This window comes from Burkholderia sp. IT-111MI5 (assembly GCF_949752865.1).
GTDB classification, from domain to species: Bacteria; Pseudomonadota; Gammaproteobacteria; order Burkholderiales; family Burkholderiaceae; genus Burkholderia; species Burkholderia pyrrocinia_C.
The window spans coordinates 227,744-249,831 of record NZ_CATKIF010000071.1 but is presented as its reverse complement, the minus strand read 5'-3'; the positions used below and the strand labels follow the sequence as shown (position 1 = coordinate 249,831).

The following is a 22,088-nucleotide window of genomic DNA, read 5'->3' as shown; positions in this document are numbered from 1 at the left end:
GCAGGCACACGCGTTGCGGCAACCCGGCGTTATCGACCGCCGCCGCCCGCACGCCCCGCGCCATGGACTCCACGCCGACCTTCGCTCCGCATATCTATTTCTGCGACGCCCGCCTCGTCGGGCCGCTCGACGCGTGGGGGCAGACCTTCGCGCATATCGCCGGAATGGGTTTCGATCACGTGCTGGTCGGGTCGTTCTGGGCCGCGAGCGTCGCCGGCTTCCCGCGCCACGTGGCCGATTTCCATCGCCCGGCCCACACGTTCGCGACGCGCGCGAGCGCGCTCGAAACATTCTCGCGGCTCGCGCAGCTCGCGCACGGCCACGGGCTGCGCGTGCTGCTCGAAGTCGTGCCGGACCGCATCGCGCGCGAGAACCCGCTGCGCGCCGCGCATCCGGACTGGTACGTCGAACGCACGCACGACGATGCGCTGATCGACCCGCGCGGTACCGCGCACGCGCTGGATGTCGTGCACGCGAACCTCGGCGACGACGCGGCACGCGACGCGCTGTCGGCGTGGTGGTGCGCGCACCTCGCCGCCTTTGCGGACGCGGGCGCGGCCGGCTTCCTGGTCGACGCGCCGCATCATCTGCCGGCCGACTGGTGGCCCGGCTGGCGCGCGGCGCTGCGCCGCGCGCGCCCGGACGCCGCGGTGCTCGCCGGCGTGCCCGGCCATGCGCGCGACGCGCTCGCGCAGCTCGAAGCGGCCGGGTTCGATGCGGTGTTCTCGTCGGTGCGCTGGTGGGACCTGCACGCACCGTGGTTCGCCGACGAACACCGGCTGCTGCGGCGCATCGGCTCGCCGATCGCGTTTCCCGATGCGTTCGACGGCCCGCGCCTCGCCGACGACTGGCCCGACGCACCGGACGACACCGTCGCACGCGCATATCGCCGTGCACTGTGGACGGCCGCGGCCGTCGGCACCGGCTGGCTCGCGCCGATGGGCTTCGAGCGCGGCGTCACGCTGCCGCTGATGTCGCGCGACGCGGATGCCGATCGCTACCGCACCGCGTTCGAGCGTGCGCGCTTCGACCTGTCGGGTGCGATCGCCGAAGCGAACGCGTGGAGGCGCGCGACGCCCGTGGCGGCCGCGCGCGGCGAGATCGCGCAGTTGAGCGCGCCCGGTGCAACCGCGACGGTGCTGCTGCGCGGCACGGGGCCGTCGCTCGAACACGACGAAGCGGCACTGCTGATCGCGTTGAATCCCGATCTCGACACGGCGGCAACCGTCGATCCCGCCGCGATCCTGCCCGGCGTACCGGGCGGTTTCACGCGCATCGTGACGCAGGACGGCACGCAAACACAGCCGCCCACCGCGCTCGACGCCTTCACGCTCGGCCCCGGCGCGCATGCACTGCTGCATGCACGGCGCGCGCCGCCCGTCACGACGCGCGCCGACGCCGCGCGCGAACGCACGGTGCTGTCGGCCGCACTCGCGGCCGACCGGATCGCGATCGAGCGCGTCGAGCCGTCGGTCGACGGCGGCCGCTTCGCGGTCAAGCGCGTGATCGGCGAACCGCTCGTCGTGCATGCATCGATCTTCTCCGACGGGCACGCGCATCTCGCGGCCGCGCTCCAGTGGCACGCGGAAGGCGACGACGACTGGCGCGAAGTGCCGTTCGAAGCCGAGCCGAACGACCGCTGGCACGCACGCATCATGCTCGACCGGGTCGGCCGCCACGCATTTCGCGTGATCGCGTGGCGCGACGACTGGGCGTCGCTCGCCGACGACGTCGCGAAGAAACACGCGGCCGGCCAGGACGTGACGCTCGAACTGCGCGAAGCCCAGCTGCTGCTCGCGACCGCGCTCAAGCTCGCCGAGCCGGCCGATGCGCGCGCGGTCCCGCACATGGAGCGCCTCGTCGCCGAGTTCAGGGACGCGCCGCCCGCCGAACGGCTCGCGCTGCTCGGCGCGCCGCCGCTGGCCGACGCGTTCGCCGCGCTGCGCTACCGGCCGTTCGTCACGCACGACGAAACCACCTATCGGGTCGACGTCGAGCGTCGCGCGGCGCGCTTCTCGAGCTGGTACGAGATGTTCCCGCGCTCGGCGAGCGACGATCCGCATCGGCACGGCACGTTCGACGACGTGATCGCGCACCTGCCGCGCATTCGCGACCTGGGTTTCGACGTGCTGTATTTCCCGCCGATCCACCCGATCGGCACCACCGCGCGCAAGGGCCGCAACAACAGCCTGAAAGCCGGCCCCGACGACGTCGGCAGCCCGTATGCGATCGGCTCGCCCGACGGCGGCCACACGGCCGTGCACCCGCAGCTCGGCACGCTCGAATCGTTCCGCGCGCTGGTCGAGGCCGCGCGCGTTCACGGGCTCGAGATCGCGCTGGATTTCGCGATCCAGTGCTCGCCCGACCATCCGTGGCTGGCCGCGCATCCGGGCTGGTTCGCGTGGCGGCCCGACGGCTCGCTGCGCTTCGCGGAAAACCCGCCGAAGCGCTACCAGGACATCGTGAACCCCGATTTCTACGCGCCGGACGCGCTGCCCGGCCTGTGGCTCGCGCTGCGCGACGCCGTGCTGTTCTGGGTCGACGCGGGCGTGCGGATCTTCCGCGTCGACAATCCGCACACGAAGCCGCTGCCGTTCTGGGCGTGGATGATCGACGACGTGCGCGGCCGCCATCCGGACGTCGTGTTCCTGTCCGAAGCGTTCACGCGGCCGGCGATGATGTACCGGCTCGCGAAGGTCGGCTTCTCGCAGTCGTACACGTACTTCACGTGGCGCGAGACGAAGCGCGAGTTCATCGACTACCTGACCGAGCTGACGGCCGGGCCCGCGCGCGACTTCTTCCGGCCGAACTTCTTCGTCAACACGCCCGACATCAACCCGCGCCATCTGCAGAACGCGCCGCGCACGCAGTTCGTGATCCGCGCGGCGCTCGCGGCGACGCTGGCCGGTTCATGGGGCATGTACTCGGGTTTCGAGCTCGGCGAATCGGCGCCGCTGCCGGACAGCGAGGAATACGCGAACGCGGAGAAGTACGAGCTGCGCGCGCGCGACTGGAGCCGCGCCGCGCACATCGGCGCCGAAGTCGCGCGGCTGAACCGCGCGCGGCGCGACCACCCGGCGCTGCAGACGCATCTCGGCCTGACGTTCGCCGACGCGGACAACGACGCCGTGCTCGTGTTCGTCAAGGCGACGCCGGCGTTCGACAGCGTCGTCGTGGTCGCGATCAGCCTCGACCCGTGGCATCCGCAGGCCGCGAACTTCACGCTCGACGCCGCGCTGTGGCGCGGTTTCGGGCTCGCCGACGGCGAACCGCTCGACGCGCTCGAACTGGATGCCGCGCACGCGCAGACGTGGCGCGGCCATCGCCAGTACGTGTCGCTCGATCCGCACGTGCGGCCGTATGCGATCTGGCGGCTCGCGCCGTCTCCGGGCGCCGCGCGGGCGGCCGCGCCCGGACCGGACGACGCCCGACGACCTTCGGGAGCCCACGGATGATGAAACGCGAAGATTCCCTCGACGACGTGCGCCGCGCGCAGTTCCCGTCGCTCGCGCCGGCCGGCACGCCGCGCCGGCGCCGTGCGCGCCGCCGCGCGCCCGCGCTCTGTGCGGACGATCCGCTGTGGTACAAGGACGCGATCATCTACCAGGTGCACGTGAAGTCGTTCTACGACTCGAACAACGACGGCATCGGCGATTTCCCCGGCCTGATCGCGAAGCTCGACTACATCGCCGAACTCGGCGTCGACACGATCTGGCTGCTGCCGTTCTACCCGTCGCCGCGCCGCGACGACGGCTACGACATCGCCGACTACCGCGACGTGCATCCCGACTACGGCACGCTCGCCGACGTGCGGCGCTTCATCCGCGAAGCGCATGCGCGCGGCATCCGCGTGATCACCGAGCTGGTGATCAACCACACGTCGGACCAGCATCCGTGGTTCCAGCGCGCGCGGCGCGCGAAGCCGGGCTCGATGCATCGCGACTACTACGTGTGGTCCGACACCGACACGAAATACGCGGGCACGCGGATCATCTTTCTCGATACCGAAACATCGAACTGGACGCACGACCCGATCGCCGGCCAGTACTACTGGCACCGCTTCTATTCGCACCAGCCGGACCTGAACTTCGACAACCCGGCCGTCGTGCGCGAGGTGATCCAGGTGATGCGCTTCTGGCTCGATCTCGGCATCGACGGGCTGCGGCTCGACGCGGTGCCCTATCTCGTCGAGCGCGAAGGCACGAACAACGAGAACCTGCCGGAAACGCACGCGATCCTGAAACGGATCCGCGCGACGATCGACGCCGAGTACCCGAACCGGATGCTGCTCGCGGAAGCGAACCAGTGGCCGGAAGACGTGCAGGAATACTTCGGCGACGAGAACGAATGCCACATGGCGTTCCACTTCCCGCTGATGCCGCGCATCTACATGTCGATCGCGAGCGAGGACCGCTTCCCGATCGTCGACATCATGCGGCAGACGCCCGCGCTCGCGCCGAGCAACCAGTGGGCCGTGTTCCTGCGCAACCACGACGAGCTGACGCTCGAGATGGTGACCGATTCGGAGCGCGACCTGCTGTGGCAAACCTATGCGAGCGACCGGCGCGCGCGGCTGAACCTCGGCATCCGGCGCCGGCTCGCGCCGCTGATGGAGCGCGACCGGCGCCGCATCGAGCTGATCAATTCGCTGCTGCTGTCGATGCCCGGCACGCCCGTGATCTACTACGGCGACGAGATCGGGATGGGCGACAACATCCACCTCGGCGACCGCGACGGCGTGCGCACGCCGATGCAGTGGTCGTCGGACCGCAACGGCGGCTTCTCGCGCGCCGACCCCGAACTGCTGGTGCTGCCGCCGGTGATGGGCTCGCTGTACGGCTATGACGCGATCAACGTCGAAGCGCAGACGCGCGACCCGCATTCGCTGCTGAACTGGACCCGCCGCATCCTGTCGACGCGCCGTGCGTCGCAGGCGTTCGGGCGGGGCACGATCCGTTTCCTGCGCCCGGAGAACCGCAAGGTGCTCGCGTACCTGCGCGACCTGGACGGCCACGATCCGGTGCTGTGCGTCGCGAACCTGTCGCGCGCGTCGCAGGCGGTCGAGCTCGACCTGTCGGAATTCGCGGGCCGCGTGCCGATCGAGATGACGTCGGATTCGCCGTTTCCGCCGATCGGCCAGCTCCCGTATCTCCTCACCTTTCCGCCGTACGGGTTCCTGTGGTTCGAGCTGTCCGGGCACGGCCGCGAGCCGTCGTGGCGGCAGCCGCATGCGGAGCCGCTGCCCGAATACGTGACGCTCGTGATGCGGCGCGGCGATACGCGGCCGGACGTCGGGCAGCTGCACGCGCTCGCGCACGACGCGCTCGCGTCGTGGCTCGCACGGCGGCGCTGGTTCGCGTCGAAGGATCGCGCGATCGGCGATGCGTGGCTGAACGTCGTCACGCCGGTGCCGGGGGAAGCGTTCCAGTATGCGGAGGCGTGGGTCTGCGCCAGCGACGGCGGCGTCGAGCGCTATATCGTGCCGCTCGCGGCGGCCTGGGGCGGCGAGACGTCCCAGCCGCTGTTCGCGCAGCTCGCGCTCGCGCGCGTGCGGCGCGGCCATACGGTCGGCTACCTGACCGACGCGTTCGCGCTGCCGTCGTTCGCGCGCGGGATGCTGCGCAAGCTGCGCGACGGCGCAACGGTGCCGACCTCCGACGGCGGCCGGCTCGCGTTCCTGCCGGAGAGCGCGCTCGCAGCGCTCGACCCCGGCGACGACGCCGAAGTGCGCTGGCTCGCGGCCGAGCAGAGCAACAGCTCGCTCGTGATCGGCGACGCGATCGTGCTGAAGCTGGTGCGCAAGGTCGCGCACGGCGTGCATCCGGAAGCGGAAATGAGCCGGCACCTGACGCGCATCGGCTATGCGAACACCGCGACGCTCGCGGGCGAGGTCGTGCACGTCGATCCGGACGGCACGCCGCACACGGTCGCGATCCTGCAGCGCTACGTCGACAACCAGGGTGACGCATGGACGCGTTCGTTCGACTTCCTGCGGCGCGCGGTCGACGAGCTCGCGCTGCCGGCCGCCGACGAAGACGAAGCGGCCGAGGAGGACGAGGAACCCGAGGCGCTGCTCGGTTATGCGGCGTTCGCGGGCATCGTCGGCACGCGGCTCGGCCAGTTGCACGTCGCGCTCGCGCAGCCGTCCGACGATCCCGCGTTCGCGCCGGAACGCGCGACACCCGATCACGTCGGCGGCTGGTGCGTGGACGCGATCGCGTCGTTCGAGCGCGCGCTCGACGTGCTGCGCACGCGGCTCGATGCGCTCGATGCGCTCGATCCCGCGATGCGCGCATCGGCCGACGCGCTGCTCGCGTCGCGCGACGCCGCCGTGCGCGCGCTCGGGGAACTCGTGCCGCGCACGCTCGACGCGCAATGCACGCGGATTCACGGCGATTTCCACCTCGGCCAGGTGCTCGACGTGCAGGGCGACGCGCTGCTGATCGACTTCGAAGGCGAACCGGCGCGCCCGCTCGAACGGCGCCGCGCGAAATCGCATCCGCTGCGCGACGTGGCCGGCTTCCTGCGCTCGCTGTCGTATGTGAGCGCGACCGCGCAATTCGCGACCGAGAAAGCACCGCCGCAGGCGGCCGGCCGCAAGCGCGCGCTGTTCGACCGGTTCGGGCAGGCCGCCGCCGACCGCTTCGTCGAATGCTATCGCGCGGCCGCCGCGCTCGCGCCCGCACGCTTCGTCGACCCGCGTTATGCCGATCGCCTGCTCGCGCTGTTCCTGATCGACAAGGCGTCGTACGAGCTGTGCTACGAGGCCGCGAACCGGCCCGACTGGCTGAGCGTGCCGGTCGGCGGGCTCGCGGCGCTCGTCGAGCGCCTGCTCGACGACGGCAGCGCGCCCGAACCCGGAGGAACGCGATGACCGACACGCTGTTCGAACAGGCCGACATCGATGCGCTGCTCGCCGGCCGCCATCCCGATCCGTTCGCGTGTCTCGGCCCGCACGGGCAGGCCGACCGGATCGTCGTGCGCGCGTTGCTGCCCGGCGCCGAGCGCGTGCGCGCGCTGTCGCCGGACGGCGACGAACTCGGCGCGCTCGCGTGCGTCGACCGCGCCGGCTGCTTCGCCGGCACGATCGCGCACGACGGCGAGGTTCCCCGTTACCTGCTCGCGATCGACTGGCCTGACGCGCGGCAGGTGACCGACGACGCGTATGCGTTCGGCACGCTGCTCGACGACGCCGCGCTCGCGCGCTTCTCGTCCGGCGATCCGGCCGCCGTGCTCGACTGCCTGGGCGCGACGCCCGTGCGCATCGACGACACCGACGGCGTGCGCTTCGCGGTATGGGCGCCGAACGCGCAGCGCGTGTCGGTGGTCGGCGATTTCAACGGATGGGACGGCCGCCGCCATCCGATGCGGCTGCGGCGGCCGTCGGGCGTATGGGAGCTGTTCGTGCCGGGCATCGGCGCGGGCGAACGCTACAAGTACGAGCTGCGCGCGGCCGACGGGCGCGTACTGCCGCACAAGGCCGATCCGTGCGCGCGCGCGACGGAAGCACCGCCGCGCACGGCGTCCGTCGTCGCCGACGTCGCGGCGCTCGACGCGTTCGCGTGGCACGACGACGGCTGGATGCATGCGCGGCCGCACGCCGACCGCTACCGCGTGCCGTGGTCGATCTACGAGGTGCATGCGGAATCGTGGTTGCGCGTGCCTGAGGAGATGGACCGCAGCGCGACGTGGGACGAGCTTGCCGAGCGGCTGATTCCGTACGTGCACGGGATGGGCTTCACGCACGTCGAGTTCATGCCGATCGCCGAATACCCGTTCGGCGGCTCGTGGGGCTACCAGCCGCTCGCGCAGTTCGCGCCGTCCGCGCGCTTCGGGCCGGTCGACGGCTTCGCGCGGTTCGTCGACCGCGCGCATGCGGCCGGCATCGGCGTGATCGTCGACTGGGTGCCCGCGCATTTCCCCGACGATCCGCACGGCCTCGCGCAGTTCGACGGCACCGCGCTGTACGAGCATGCCGACCCGCGCGAGGGGCTGCATCCCGACTGGCACACGTGCGTGTTCAACGTCGGGCGCACCGAGGTCGGCGCATTCCTCGTCGCGTCGGCGCTCGCGTGGGCGCGCCGCTATCACGTCGACGGCATTCGCGTCGACGCGGTCGCGTCGATGCTGTACCGCGACTATTCGCGCAATGAAGGCGAATGGGTGCCGAACGTGTACGGCGGGCGCGAGAACCTCGAATCGGTCGCATTCCTGCGCATGCTGAACGACACGCTGCACGGTGCGGCCGCGCCGCCCGGCGTCGTCACCGTCGCGGAGGAATCGACCGCGTGGCCCGGCGTCACCGCGCCGACCGGCGACGGCGGGCTCGGCTTCGACTTCAAGTGGAACATGGGGTGGATGCACGACACGCTCGCGTATCTGCGCGAGGACCCCATCCACCGCCGCTATCACCACGACCGGATGACGTTCGGGCTCATCTACGCGTTCTCCGAGCGCTTCGTGCTGCCGCTGTCGCACGACGAGGTCGTGCACGGCAAGGGCTCGCTCGTCGCGAAGATGCCGGGCGACGCGTGGCAGCGGCTCGCGACGCTGCGCGCGTACTTCGGCTTCATGTGGGCGCACCCCGGCAAGAAGCTGCTGTTCATGGGCAGCGAGTTCGCGCAATGGGCCGAATTCGCGCACGACTCGACGCCGCACTGGGACCTGCTCGACGCGCCTGCGCATCGCGGCGTGCAGCGGCTCGTGCGCGACCTGAATCGCGCGTATGCGGCCGAACCCGCGCTGCATGCGCTCGACTGCCACGCGGCCGGCTTCGCCTGGCTGATCGGCGACGACCGCGACAACAGCGTGTTCGCGTTCGCGCGCCGCGACGATGCGGGGCACCTGGTGGTCGCGGTCTGCAACTTCACGCCGGTGCCGCGCAGCGGCTACCGCGTCGGGCTGCCGGCGCCCGGCCACTGGCGCGAACGGATGAACACCGATGCCGCATCGTACGGCGGCACCAACGCCGGCAACGACGGTGCCGTGTGGGCCGAGGCCGTGCCCGCGCACGGCGAGGCGTGGTCGGCAGCGCTGTGCCTGCCGCCGCTCGCGACGCTGTGGCTGAGCCCCGCCTGATTCCCCGCCCCTTCGACACGGAGATATCCGCCCCATGCCGAGTGCCCTGCCCGCTCGCCTCGAATCCGGCCGCCGCTATCCGCTCGGCGCGACCTGGGACGGCCTCGGGACCAACTTCGCGGTGTTTTCCGCGCACGCGCAGCGCATCCAGCTGTGCGTGTTCGATCCGACCGGCCGCAGGGAACTCGCGCGCCTCGACCTGCCCGAATGCACCGACGAGGTGTGGCACGGCTACCTGCCCAACGCGCATCCGGGCACCGTGTACGGGTTTCGCGCGGACGGCCCGTACCAGCCGCAGCACGGCCATCGCTTCAATCCGACCAAGCTGCTGCTCGACCCGTACGCGCGCAAGCTGGTCGGCCATTTCCGCTGGTCGGACGCGCTGTTCGGCTATCGCGTGCATTCGAACCGCGCGGACCTGTCGATGGACCGGCGCGACTCGGCGCCCGCGATGCCGAAATGCGTGGTGGTCGACGAGGCGTTCGACTGGAGCACCGACCGGCGCCCACGCGTGCCGTGGCGCAGCACGGTGATCTACGAGGCGCACGTGCGCGGCGTGTCGATGCGCCGCGCCGGGCTGCGCGCGCCCGAACGCGGCACGTTCTCGGCGTTGGCGCATCCGGCTTTCATCGATCATCTGCTGTCGATCGGCGTGACGACGGTCGAGCTGCTGCCCGTCCACGCGTTCCTGCAGCAGCGCGAACTCGTGAAACGCGGGCTGCGCAACTACTGGGGCTACGACACGGCCGCGTTCTTCGCGCCGGAACCCGCGTATCTCGCGACGCGGCGGCTCGACGAGATGCGCATCGCGATCCGACAGCTGCATGCGGCCGGCATCGAGGTCGTGCTCGACGTCGTCTACAACCACACTTGCGAAGGCAACGAGCTCGGCCCGACGCTGTCGTGGCGCGGCCTCGACAACGCGAGCTACTACCGGCTCGTGCCGGGCGACCATCGTTTCCACGTCGACGAGACGGGCTGCGGCAACACGCTGAACCTGTCGCACCCGCGCGTCGTGCAGATGGTGATGGATTCGCTACGCTACTGGGCCACCGCGTTCAACGTCGACGGCTTCCGCTTCGATCTCGGCGTGACGCTCGGCCGCGAGGATCACGGCTTCGATCCCGGCGCGGGATTTTTCGATGCGCTGCGGCAGGACCCGGTGCTCGCGCAGCGCAAGCTGATCACCGAGCCGTGGGATCTCGGCCCCGGCGGCTACCAGCTCGGCCGCCACCCGCCGGGCTTCGCCGAATGGAACGACCGCTTTCGCGACACCGTGCGGCGCTTCTGGCGCGGCGACGCGGGCCAGCGGCCGGAACTCGCCGCGCGGCTCGCGGGGTCGGCCGACCTGTTCAACCACCAGCGGCGCCATACGTGGGCGTCGGTCAATTTCGTCACCGCGCACGACGGTTTCACGCTCGCCGATCTCGTGTCGTATGCGGACAAGCACAACGACGCGAACGGCGAGGACAACCGCGACGGCCGCGACGACAACTGCAGCGCGAACTGGGGCGTCGAAGGGCCGAGCGCCGACGCGGCGATCCGCGACGTGCGCGCGCGCGTCGCGCGCTCGATGCTCGCGACGCTGTTCACCGCGCTCGGCACGCCGATGCTCGTCGCCGGCGACGAGTTCGGCCGCACCCAGCACGGCAACAACAACGCGTACTGCCAGGACAACGAGCTGTCGTGGCTCGACTGGGATCTGGCACGCAGCGACGAAGCCGTGAAGCTGATGCGCTTCGTATCGCGGCTCGCCGCGCTGCGGCGCATGTACCCGCTGATGTCGGCGCCGCGCTATCCGTCGGGCGATCACGACGGCGCGCCGGGCATGGCCGAGATCGACTGGTTCGACGAACGCGGCGACGCGCTGACCGTGCCCGCGTGGCACGACCGCGAGCGCCGCGCGCTGACGATGCGGCGCGTCGGCGCGGGCCGCACCGGGCGCACCGAGTCGCTGCTCGTGATGCTGAACGCGTCGTCCGAGACGATCACGTTCGCGCCGCCCGCGCCCGTGCTCAACTATCGCGTGCTGGTCGACACCGCCGCGCCGGACGCCGGCCCGCGCGCATGGCCGGCCGACGGCCTCGACGTCGCCGCGCATGCGGCCGCGGTCGCCGTCGCGGCCGTGCCGCCCGACCCGCCTTCGTGAGGACCGCCATGACGTCACGTTCCGCTCATCCGCCCGGCACGCATGCGTTCGCGTCGTCGTTCGGCGCGACCTGCATCGATGCGGGCCATACGCGCTTCCGGCTGTGGGCGCCCGCGAGCCGCACCGCGGCCGTCGAACTGCACGACCCGAGCGACCGCACGATCGCGATGACGCCGGCCGGCGACGGCTGGTTCGAAGCGCTCGCGCCGTGCGGGCCCGGCACGCTGTATCGCTACCGGCTCGACGGCGCACTCACGGTGCCCGATCCCGCGTCGCGCTTCCAGCCGTACGACGTACACGGCCCGAGCCAGGTCGTCGATCCGGCCGCGTATCGCTGGCGTCACGACGCATGGCGCGGCCGCCCGTGGCACGAGACGGTGCTGTACGAACTGCACGTCGGCGCATGCGGCGGCTACGCGAGCGTCGAGCGGCGCCTGCCGGCCATCGCCGCGCTCGGCGTGACGGCGATCGAGCTGATGCCCGTCAATGCGTTCCCCGGCACGCGCAACTGGGGTTACGACGGCGTGCTGCCGTTCGCGCCCGATGCATCGTACGGGCGGCCCGACGAGTTGAAGGCGCTCATCGACGCCGCGCACGGGCTCGGGCTGCAGATGTTCCTGGACGTCGTCTACAACCACTTCGGCCCCGACGGCAACCTGCTGCCGCGCTACGCGCCCGCGTTCTTCCGCGCGGACCGGCAAACGGCGTGGGGGCCAGCGATCGACTTCGCGCGTGCGCAGACGAGCGCGTTCTTCATCGACAACGCGCTCTACTGGCTCGACGAATACCGCTTCGACGGGCTGCGCATCGACGCCGCGCATGCGATCGACGACGATGCGTGGCTGCGCGAGCTCGCGCGCCGCGTGCGCGCGCATGCGGGCGACGCACGCCACGTGCATCTCGTGCTCGAGAACGAACGCAATGCGGCGAGCCTGCTCGGGCCCGGCCGTTTCGATGCGCAATGGAACGACGATTTCCACAACAGCGCGCACGTGCTGCTGACCGGCGAGCGCGACGGCTATTACCGCGCGTACGCCGACGCGCCGCTGCGTCATTTCGCGCGCACGCTCGGCGAAGGCTTCGCGTACCAGGGCGAGCCGTCGCCGCTGCATGACGGCGCCGCGCGCGGCGAGCCGAGCGCGCACCTGCCGCCGACCGCGTTCGTCACGTTCCTGCAGAACCACGACCAGATCGGCAACCGCGCGTTCGGCGAACGGCTGCGCACGCTCGCGAACGACGATGCGCTCCGCGCGGCCACCGCGCTGATGCTGCTCGCGCCGCAGATTCCGCTGCTGTTCATGGGCGAGGAGGAAGGCAGCACGCAGCCGTTCCAGTTCTTCACCGACTATCGCGGCGCGCTCGCCGACGCCGTGCGCGAAGGCCGGCGCCGCGAATTCGCGGCGTTTCCCGCGTTCGCCGATCCCGCGCATCGCGACGCGATTCCCGATCCGAACGACATCGCGACGTTCGTGCGCTCGTTGTCGAAACACCCGGCCGACGAAGCATGGCCCGACGCCGACGCATGGCGGCGCTTCTACCGCAGCGCGCTGGCCGTGCGCGCGGCGCTCGTGACGCCGCACCTGACGGGCGCGCGCGCGCTCGGCGTCGACCTGCTCGCGGGCGACGGCGAACCGCAGGCGCTCGCCGCACGCTGGCGGCTCGGCAACGGCAGCACGCTGACGATCGCGCTGAACCTCGGCTCGCACGACGCGGTGCTGCCCGCGCTGCCGGTCGGCAAGATCGTGTTCGAGACGCCGCCGCGCGCGCGCGACCGGCTGCGCGACCTGCGCCTGCCGCCACGTGCGTGCATCGCGTGGCGCGACGGCGCGGTCAACGACGATGCGCTGAGTCACCGCCCGAACGGGCGAGGCCCATCATGACGACCGACGTATCGATCGCGGCACTCGCCCGTTCGGCCGGACTGGAAACCGACTGGACCGACGCGGGCGGCGTCGCGCGGCGGGTGGGCGACGATGCGCTCGCCGCGCTCGTCGATGCGCTCGGCTGGCCGTGCGGCACGGCGCTCCAGCGCGTCGACAGCGCGGCGGCGCTCGCCGATGCGAACGCGGCGCCGCCGCGCATCGTCATCGGCGATGCCGGCCTGCCGCTGACGCTGCCGCATACGATCGCGCTGCCGGGCGCACACTTCCGAATCGCGCTCGAAACCGGCGGCTACGTCGACGGGCGCGTGGCCGGTGCGGGCGAGCACGGCACGCTGCCGCCGCTCGCGATGCCCGGTTATCACGCGCTCGACATCGGCGAGCAGCGCATCGGGCTCGCGATCGCGCCGCTGCGCGCGCGCCCGTTCGACGCGTTCGCGCGCGCGCCCGACGCAGGCCGCCGCTGGGGGGTCGCGGCCCAGCTGTACAGCCTGCGCCGTATCGGCGACGAAGGCGCGGGCGACTACACCGCGCTCGCGCGGCTCGCCGCGCACGCGGCGCGGCACGGCGCGCAGGCGGTGGCGATCAGCCCGACGCACGCCGGTTATCCCGCGCTGCCCGCGCACGACAGCCCGTATTCGCCGTCGTCGCGGCGCTGGCACAACGTTGCGTATCTCGACTGCGACGCGGTGCCGGGCGCCGAGGCTGCGCTTCACGCGCGCGACGATGCAGTCGATGCGCCGCTGATCGACTGGCCGCGCGTGCTGCCGCAGAAGCTGCGCCGCCTGCGCGCATGCTTCGATGCATGGCGTGCCAACGGCACGCCGTCGCGCGACGCGTACCAGCGCTTTCGCGCGGCCGGCGGCGCGGCGCTCGACGCGCATGCGCGCTTCGACGCGCTGCAGGCGTTCTGCATCGAACACGGGATCGGCGCGGACTGGCGGCAATGGCCGGCGCCGTGGCGCATGCCGTCATCGGCGGAAGTCGATGCGTTCGCGCACGCGCATGCCGACACGATCGCATTCCACACGTTCCTGCAATGGTGCGCATCGCGCGCGCTCGGCGACGCGCAGCATGTGGCGCGCCGCGCAGGCATGGCGACCGGGCTGATCGCCGATCTCGCGGTCGGCTCCGATCGCGCGGGCAGCGACGCATGGGCGCACGGCACGACGCTGCTGCGCGGCGTGTCGCTCGGCGCGCCGCCCGACCTGTTCAATGCGGCCGGCCAGGCGTGGGGCGTGACGACGTGGACGCCCGCCGCGCTGCGCGCCGACCGTTTCGTCCCGTTCATCGAATTGTTGCGCGCGGCGTTCGCGCATGCGGGCGGCATCCGCATCGACCACGTGCTCGGCTTCGCGCGGATGTGGATCGTGCCGGACGGCGGCACGCCGCGCGACGGCGCCTACCTGCGCTATCCGGTCGACGATCTAGTGCGGCTCGTCGCGCTCGAGGCGGCACGCCATCGCGCGATCGCGATCGGCGAGGATCTCGGCACGGTGCCGGGCGGTTTGCGCGAGCGGCTCGGCGCACAGGGAATCGCGGGGATGCGCGTGCTGTGGTTCGAGCGCGATGCGACCGGCGCGTTCCGGCCGCCGTCCGCGTGGGATCGCGATGCGATCGCGATGACGTCGACGCACGACTTGCCGACCGTGGCCGGCTGGTGGCGCGGAGTCGACCTGGGGTGGCGGCGGGTGGCGGCCGACAGCGGGAAGCCGCAAAACGGCGCGGCCGACAGCACGCCGGGCGATGCGAGTGCGCAAGACCCGAACGAAATCGTGCAATGCGCCGACGTCGGGCATGACACCGTGCCCCGCCCCGAAGCAGGCCGCGCCACGCCTCCGCCTGCGTCCGATCCCGACCTGATCGCCGCCCAGGCGGAACGTGCAACCGAACGCGCGGCGCTGTGGCACGCGCTGCAGCAAGCGGGTTGCGCGCCCGCCAACAGCGCCGTCCCGCCGGCCGGCGCGCCGCCCGTGAGCGCGATACTCGCGTACGTCGCGCTCAGCCCGTCGCCGCTCGCGATCCTGCCGCTCGAGGATCTGCTCGGGCTGGATGAGCAGCCGAACCTGCCGGGGCCGCCATGCGGCCATCCGAACTGGCTGCGGCGCCTGCCGCGCGCCGTCGATATGCTGTTCGACGCCGACGCGCGCAAGCGCATCGCGGCCGTCGAGCACGCGCGCCGCTCGCGGGAGCGCGACCCATGACGCCGCGCGCGACGCTGCGGCTGCAGCTGCATGCGGGTTTCACGTTCGACGATGCGGCCACGTATGCCGACTACTTCGCGCGCGTCGGCGTGAGCCATCTGTACCTGTCGCCGGTCACGACGGCCGAGCCCGGTTCGCTGCATGGCTACGACACCGTCGACTACGGCTCGGTCAGCGCCGAACTCGGCGGCGAAGCCGGCCTGGTCCGGCTCGTCGGCGCGCTGCGCGCACGCGGCATCGGCGTGATCGTCGACATCGTGCCGAACCACATGGGCGTCGGCGGCGCGTCGAACGGCTGGTGGAACGACGTGCTCGAATGGGGGCCGGCAAGCCCGTACGCACACTGCTTCGACATCGACTGGCATCCGCCCGACGCGGCGCTCGACGGCAAGGTGCTGCTGCCCTGCCTCGGCACGCCGTACGGCGACGCGCTCGCGGCCGGCGACATCGCGCTCGGCGCCGATCCGTCGACCGGCCGCTTCTTCGTTGCGTGCCCGGGGCGACAGCTGCCCGTGTCCGCCGCCACCTATGCGGACATCCTGCGCATCGCGAACCGCTCGGACCTGAACACGCTCGCCGAACGCTTCGGTGCCGCGCCGGCGCGCGACAGCGCCCGGCTGGCCGCCGCGCACGCGGCGTTGCGCGATTACGCGGCCGCGCACGGCCCGCATGCGTTCGACGCCGTGCTGCGCTGCGCCGATCCGCGCAGCGCACGCTCGCGCGCGTGGCTGCACCGGCTGCTCGAACGCCAGCACTACCGGCTCGCGTGGTGGCGCACGGCCGCGGACGAACTGAACTGGCGGCGCTTCTTCGACATCGCGACACTCGCGGGCATCCGCAGCGACGACGATGCGGTGTTCGACGCCGTCCATGCGCTGCCGTTGCGCCTCTACGCGGCCGGATATATCGATGGCGTGCGCGTCGATCACGTCGACGGGCTCGCCGATCCGCGCGCGTACTGCCGGCGGCTGCATGCGCGGCTCGCGGCGCTGCGCGACGAGCGGCCATACGTCGTCGTCGAAAAAATCCTGGCGCCCGGCGAAGCGCTGCGCGACGACTGGGCCGTCGACGGCACGACCGGCTACGACTTCATGAACGACGTCGGCGCGCTGCTGCACGACCCGGCCGGGGCCGCGCCGCTGGCCGCCCACTGGGCGGCCGTGTCCGGTTCGTCGCGCACGTTCGCGCAGGAGGCGCTCGACGGCAAGCGGCGCGTGCTGATGCGCCAGCTCGCCGCCGAGCATGCGCGCGTCGCGCGGCTGCTGCACGGCATTGCGCGCGCGTCGCCCGCGACGCGCGACGTCAGTCTGGTCGCGATCCAGCGCGTGCTGGGCGAACTCGCGGTGCGGCTGCCGGTGTACCGGATGTATCCGGCGCAGGAAGACGCGCTCGCCGCCCCCGACCGCCGGGTGCTCGCGCAGGCGTACGAAGGGGCATGCGCGGCGGTCGACCCGGCTGACCGCTACGCGCTCGACCGCGTCGCCGCGTGGCTCGGGTTGCCGGTCGTGCGCGTGCCGCGCGCCGCCGCGCTGCATGCGGCCCGCGTCGCGTTCGCGCAGCTCACCGCGCCGCTGGCCGCGAAGGGGGTCGAGGATACGGCCTGCTATCGCTACGGCCGGCTGCTGTCGCGCAACGAGGTCGGCGCCGACGCGAGCGACTTCAGCCTGTCGCGCGGCGCGTTCCATGCGCGCAACCGGCGCCGCGCCCGAATCGTGCCGCATACGCTCGTCGCGACGGCCACGCACGACCACAAGCGCGGCGAGGACGCGCGCGCGCGGCTCGCGGTGCTCAGCGAGATGCCCGACGCCTGGCGCGCGGTATCGCTCGACTGGTCCACGCTCAACCGGCCCCGGCGCGGCGGCGCGCATCGCGGCCTGGCGTGGGCGCCGGGGCCGGCCGCCGAGGCGATGCTGTACCAGACGCTGGTCGGCTGCTGGCCGCCGTCTCTGATGCCCGACGACGACGCGGGGCTCGCGGCGCTCGCCGAACGCGTGGTGCGCTGGCAGACGAAGGCGCTGCGCGAAGCGAAGCGGCATACGGACTGGCTCGCGCCGGAGACGGACTACGAGCGCGCTTGCGAAGCGTTCGTCCGCGCGATCCTGACGCCGCGCGGCGCAGGCGATTTCGCGCACCGGCTGCATGCGTTCGTGGCGCGGATCGCGCCGGCCGGCATCGTCAACAGCCTGACGCAGACGGCCCTGCGGATCGCGTCCCCCGGCGTGCCCGATCTGTATCAAGGTACCGAGCGATGGGATCACTCGCTCGTCGATCCGGACAACCGGCGCGACGTGCCGTTCGCGGCGCTGGCGGCCGAGCGCGTCGACGCGCCGGTCGAATCGTACCTGCCGACCTGGCCGGATGCGCGCGTGAAACGGGCGCTGGTCGAACGGATGCTCGCGCTGCGCGCGCGGTGGCCGGCGACGTTCGCCGACGGTGCGTATGTGCCGCTGCGCGTGCGCGGCACGCTCGGGCGTCACGCGGTTGCGTTCGCGCGGTGCGGCGATGCGGCGACCGTGGTGGTCGTAGCAACGCGGCTTGCGTGCCGGCTGTTCGGCGACAGGCCCGGCTTGCCGCGCGTGGAGCCCGCGTTATGGGGCGATACGGCGGTCGTGTTGCCGCGTGGTGCCAAAGGGCCCTGGACGGACTGGCTGAATGCGCGGGACGGAATCGACGCGCCGGATGGCTTGATCAGGCTCGATCGCTGTCTGGCTGCGCTGCCTGTTGCCGTGCTCGTCGCGGCTCACCCAACCCCAACGGATCGGAATCCCCGAATCGCCCGGTCGTAATCGAATTTATGCAAAACGGTCCGCGTGTAATCGATTTTGAACGCCCAAAATCGATTTGTGCCCGGAACGGGCGTTCATAGTCGATTTTGCGCAGCGACGGTACCGCATGGCTTATCGCGAACCGTGATGTCACCGTATCCCTGGCCTTTCGCGACGGGGAATCGAGCGATCGCGCGATAGTCGGTCGTTACCGGCCAGAACGACCGGCGGGACAGTAAGCGCCCGACATCACGACCACTCGTCCGGCGGCATCGTCCCGCCGTCGTCCTCCCACAGCGGCGCGCCCGCGTTGTCGCCATGGCCCGCGGTCACGGCCCCTTTCGCATCGCGCTCCCTCGACCGTCGCGTCTCGCCGCGCTTCGCCGCACGAACCCGCGTGCGCGTCGGCGTCACGGTGCGCTGCCCGCCGCCCCGGCGCTCGTCGGCCGATGCCGCGCCTTTTGTCTGCCGCACATTCGAACCCGCATTCATCGCTTCTCTCCTGCGTCACTGAAAAACCGGTGAAAACGCCGCAATTTCGATGCCGCCCCCGGGCAAGCGTCTTGCTACGTGTTCGTACCGAATCAGCCGCAGGAGCCGACGATGCCGACCGAACCCCACACGCCGCCTGCCACGCGCCGCCGGCTCGGCGAATGGCTGACCCACGAGGAAGCGCACATGGCCGCGTTCCGCGAAAAGATCGCGGCCGACGCGCGCGCGCATGCCGGCGAACGACTGCGCACGCCGGCCGTGCAGGCACTCGCGCGGCTGTTCGACGACTGCCCCGTGCTGCGCATGGGCCTGACCCGCGGGATCGACGAGGCGGTCGAATCCGGCCGCCGGCTCGGCTACACGTCGATCGGCGAACTGATGACCGTGATCGATCACCTGATGACCTACACGCCGCCGTTCAGCGAATCGAGCCTGATCGTGTGCCCGCTGAACGCGTTCCTCGACTGGCCGATGTGCATGCCGTCGGGCCACGCGGTGTTTCGCGACCCATCCGTCAACGCGCACCTGAAACGGGTACTGAACGTCTGGTGCGACTTCCTCGGCGGCCCGCATTCGTGCGCGCATCTCGACGCGTCGGCGCCCGACGGCTGGTTCTGCGACGAAGCGAGCAAGCGCATCGGGCTGTCGCAATTCCGCTATCGCGACGATCAACCGCACCTCGGCTTCGATTCGTGGAATGACTTCTTCACGCGACGCTTTCGGGAAGGCGCGCGGCCCGTCGACGCGCCGGACGATCCGCACGTGATCGTCAGCGCGTGCGAGGCCGCGCCGTACCACACCGAAACGAACGTGAAGCTGCGCGACACGTTCTGGATCAAGGCACAGCCGTATTCGCTGCACGACATCTTCACGCGCGCGGGGCGACCGCTCGCCGAGCGCTTCGTCGGCGGCGATCTCTACCAGGCCTATCTCAGCGCGTACAACTACCATCGCTGGCATGCGCCGGTGCGCGGCACCGTCACGCATGCGTACCGGATCGACGGCACCTACTACTCCGTCGCCGAAGCCGAAGGCCCGGACCCGGCCGGGCTCAACGACTCGCAGGGCTACATGACGGCGGTCGCCGCGCGCGCGATCGTCGCGATCGAGAGCGATGACCCGGGCATCGGCACCGTGGCCGCGGTATTCGTCGGGATGGGCGACGTGTCGTCGTGCGTGATCGAGGTCTTGCCGGGCCAGCGCGTCGACAAGGGCGACGAGATCGGCCGCTTCCAGTTCGGCGGCTCGACGTACTGCCTGCTGTTCGAGGCCGGCGTGATCGAGCGCTTCCTGTACGCGCCGCCGTTCGACGGCGACACGCCCGTCGTGCAGGTGAACGCGTCCGTCGCGATCGCGCGGTGAGCGGCGCGCCCGCGCGTCATCGTCACGCGTCACGCATCGGTGCCGTCGGGCTCGTACCCGTCGTGCCGCTGCACGCACCGCAGCACCGACAGGCCGTCGGCCGTCAACGCGGGCCGGCGCTCGCCCGCCGCGCCGTCGCCCTGCATCACGATCAGGTTCCGTTCGACCAGCGCGGCGACGTCCTCGCGATCGATCTGGATCTGTTCCGGTGCGCGATACACCAGGAACAGCGCGGCAAATTCATGGGCGGTCAGCATGCTCGTTCCCCGTTGACGGCTTCACGCGATGCGACGACGGCGTCGCATCGGCATGCGGCGCGACACGCGCGCCGGCGACCGTCGATGCGTGCACGGACCATGCCAATCCGCGCGAAGCGGCGCTCGTCCGAGCCGTGGGCGCGCGGCGCGATATGGCACCGCGCGGCGCCCGGCCGCCCGTGCAAAGTTTTCAACGACGTGTAATGCCGGATGCGAGCGGGCCGAACGCGAACGCGGGTCAAACGCGTCGGCCGCGGCGCCTCGATCAGGAGCGCCGCGAACGGGACATGCCGGCCTTCACGCTGCCTGCCGCCGCACGGCCGTGCGCGCGGAAATAGCCGCTGTGCAGTACCACGCCGCCCTTGCCGTCCGCCAGCACCTCCGCGCACGCAGCTTCGATCCGCGCGCGGCCGCGCTCGAACGCGTCGCGCAGGTCGGCTTCCAGTGCCGACGGCGCGCCGAAATGATCCTCGAGCGCCTCGACCGTGATCGCGCAGTGTTCCGGCTGACCGTCGACGTCGACGGTGAAGCACAGTTGCAGCGCCGCGCCGTCGAACTCGGGCGGCGCATCGGCCAGTGTCACGCGGCGGGGGGAATCGGCCGGCATCGGATCACGCGCTCCGCGACGCGAGGCTTTCGACCAGCGCGCCGCTGAATGCCGGCAGGTCGGCGGGCTTGCGGCTCGTGATCAGGTTGCCGTCGCGCACGACTTCCTCGTCGACCCACTTGCCGCCCGCATGGCGGATGTCGTCCTGCAGGCTCGGCCAGCTCGTCATCGTGCGCCCTTCCACGAGCCCGGACGACACGAGCAGCCAGCCGCCGTGGCAGATCGCGGCGATCGGCTTGCCGGCGCCGACGGCCGCCGTCACGAACTCGCGCGCGGCCGGGATCATCCGGATCGCGTCGCCGTTGACGACGCCGCCGGGCAGCACGACCGCGTCGTAGTCGCCCTCGCGCGCGTCGTCGAACGTGCGGTCGACCTTCACGCGCGCGCCCTTGTCGACGTGCCTGAACCCCTGGATTTCGCCGCGTTTCTGCGAAATCACGTCGACCTGCGCACCTTCGGCCGCCAGCGCGCGTTGCGGTTCGACAAGCTCGGCCTCCTCGAAGCCGTCGACCGCGAGGATCGCTACCTTGCAATGGTCCAGTCTGCCGCTCATGGAAACCTCCGTGGATGCCGCGGCACCCTTTATGCCGTCCCGGTCACGGAGCAATCGCCGTGCCGCGTGCGACCGACCGGACGACGGCGACAAGAGACCGGCCGAAACCGGCCCATGCCGCGCCGCCGCGCACGGGCTGAAAAGATTTCAACGGCGTGTAACCCGACCCGGCACGATTACTGCAGGCGGGTTGCCGCATCGAGCATCGCGTCGGTCAGTTCGACCGTCAGCGTCAGATCGTCGTCGTTGTCGGGGAGCCGATCGAGCATGTCCCGCACGGCCTCGTGCAGCATCGTGTGCACGCGCATCCGGGCGCCGTCGTCGAGGCCCGCGTAGCGTTCCATCGTGTCGCAGTCGAGCACCAGCACGACCGAATGCCGCCCCGTATCGGGCGGCGCATCGGCCTCCATCGACCACGCCGCATGAAACGTGACCGTGCCTGTCTCGACGTCGAGACGGACCGTCGTATCGAGATCGCCGGCGTCGGCCGTGTCGGCGTCCGTTGCATCGTCTTCCAGACTGATCCGGGAGTTCGATCGCATGGTGTCCTCCTGCGTGGTGGCCGCGCGCGCTCGCTTCAAACGGCGCCGGCCATTCGGTTCGTATGCGGATGTAATGCGGATGTCACGAGGTTTTCGTGCTGAACGAAGAGCGCGGAATGGCACGCCTGCGCGGACTTTGCAGCAAGGGCCATACCTCCGGCGGCAGGGCGCCGCGCGGCACGCGAATTGCGGCGCCGTT

13 protein-coding genes are annotated in these 22,088 nt (G+C 71.4%); 8 read left to right on the top strand and 5 right to left on the bottom strand.

Translation table 11 applies throughout. The annotated features are described in order from the left end of the window. The first annotated feature begins 62 nt into the window (after window positions 1–62). The 7 genes from ACM6JT_RS32560 to treY are packed head-to-tail and all read left to right on the top strand — an operon-like array spanning window position 63 to window position 18,097. Window positions 63–3,455, top strand: coding sequence for a maltotransferase domain-containing protein (locus tag ACM6JT_RS32560; protein WP_414857980.1), 3,393 nt, complete (start codon window positions 63–65; stop codon window positions 3,453–3,455). Then, window positions 3,455–6,874: a maltose alpha-D-glucosyltransferase gene (gene treS, locus ACM6JT_RS32555; protein ID WP_414858020.1), complete on the top strand. Its 3,420-nt coding sequence runs from the start codon at window positions 3,455–3,457 to the stop codon at window positions 6,872–6,874. Before ACM6JT_RS32560 ends, treS begins: the two co-directional genes overlap by 1 nt. After that, window positions 6,871–9,078 (top strand): 1,4-alpha-glucan branching protein GlgB, encoded by a 2,208-nt coding sequence (glgB, locus tag ACM6JT_RS32550; protein WP_414857979.1) that lies wholly within the window; start codon window positions 6,871–6,873, stop codon window positions 9,076–9,078. The genes treS and glgB overlap by 4 nt, the downstream gene beginning before the upstream one ends. Before the next feature lie 34 nt (window positions 9,079–9,112). Further along, window positions 9,113–11,227 (top strand): glycogen debranching protein GlgX, encoded by a 2,115-nt coding sequence (glgX, locus tag ACM6JT_RS32545; RefSeq protein WP_407972742.1) that lies wholly within the window; start codon window positions 9,113–9,115, stop codon window positions 11,225–11,227. Window positions 11,228–11,235: 8 nt separating this feature from the next. Beyond that, on the top strand, window positions 11,236–13,107 hold the full coding sequence (gene treZ / locus ACM6JT_RS32540; RefSeq protein WP_414857978.1) for a malto-oligosyltrehalose trehalohydrolase: 1,872 nt from the start codon (window positions 11,236–11,238) through the stop codon (window positions 13,105–13,107). Then, the gene (gene malQ, locus ACM6JT_RS32535) at window positions 13,104–15,311 is read left to right on the top strand and encodes a 4-alpha-glucanotransferase (RefSeq protein WP_414857977.1); all 2,208 of its coding nucleotides are present in this window, start codon (window positions 13,104–13,106) and stop codon (window positions 15,309–15,311) included. Before treZ ends, malQ begins: the two co-directional genes overlap by 4 nt. Continuing rightward, a complete protein-coding gene (gene treY, locus ACM6JT_RS32530; protein ID WP_414857976.1) occupies window positions 15,308–18,097 on the top strand; it encodes a malto-oligosyltrehalose synthase in 2,790 nt (929 codons plus the stop codon). The genes malQ and treY overlap by 4 nt, the downstream gene beginning before the upstream one ends. A 228-nt stretch (window positions 18,098–18,325) precedes the next feature. Here the strand turns inward: treY and ACM6JT_RS32525 are convergent, their stop codons facing one another. Further along, entirely contained in the window at window positions 18,326–18,568 is a 243-nt protein-coding gene (locus tag ACM6JT_RS32525; RefSeq protein ID WP_034184449.1) for a hypothetical protein, read from the bottom strand. A gap of 111 nt (window positions 18,569–18,679) precedes the next feature. Here ACM6JT_RS32525 and ACM6JT_RS32520 point away from each other — a divergent pair, with 111 nt between their 5' ends. Continuing rightward, window positions 18,680–19,930 (top strand): phosphatidylserine decarboxylase family protein, encoded by a 1,251-nt coding sequence (locus tag ACM6JT_RS32520; RefSeq protein WP_414857975.1) that lies wholly within the window; start codon window positions 18,680–18,682, stop codon window positions 19,928–19,930. A 29-nt stretch (window positions 19,931–19,959) separates the two neighbouring features. On the opposite strand, the gene ACM6JT_RS32515 is transcribed toward ACM6JT_RS32520, so the two are convergent. The 4 genes from ACM6JT_RS32515 to ACM6JT_RS32500 form a co-directional block, all read right to left on the bottom strand. Beyond that, the gene (locus tag ACM6JT_RS32515) at window positions 19,960–20,187 is read right to left on the bottom strand and encodes a hypothetical protein (protein ID WP_034184450.1); all 228 of its coding nucleotides are present in this window, start codon (window positions 20,185–20,187) and stop codon (window positions 19,960–19,962) included. A gap of 265 nt (window positions 20,188–20,452) precedes the next feature. Then, window positions 20,453–20,794 carry a DUF1488 domain-containing protein gene (locus tag ACM6JT_RS32510; RefSeq protein ID WP_034184451.1) on the bottom strand — a complete coding sequence of 114 codons (342 nt, stop codon included), beginning with the start codon at window positions 20,792–20,794 and terminating at the stop codon, window positions 20,453–20,455. 4 nt (window positions 20,795–20,798) lie between these two features. Further along, window positions 20,799–21,347, bottom strand: a complete 549-nt coding sequence (locus tag ACM6JT_RS32505; protein WP_034184452.1) for a type 1 glutamine amidotransferase domain-containing protein — start codon at window positions 21,345–21,347, stop codon at window positions 20,799–20,801. A 176-nt stretch (window positions 21,348–21,523) separates the two neighbouring features. Further along, on the bottom strand, window positions 21,524–21,889 hold the full coding sequence (locus ACM6JT_RS32500) for a hypothetical protein (RefSeq protein ID WP_131949601.1): 366 nt from the start codon (window positions 21,887–21,889) through the stop codon (window positions 21,524–21,526). Between the last annotated feature and the right edge of the window lie 199 nt (window positions 21,890–22,088).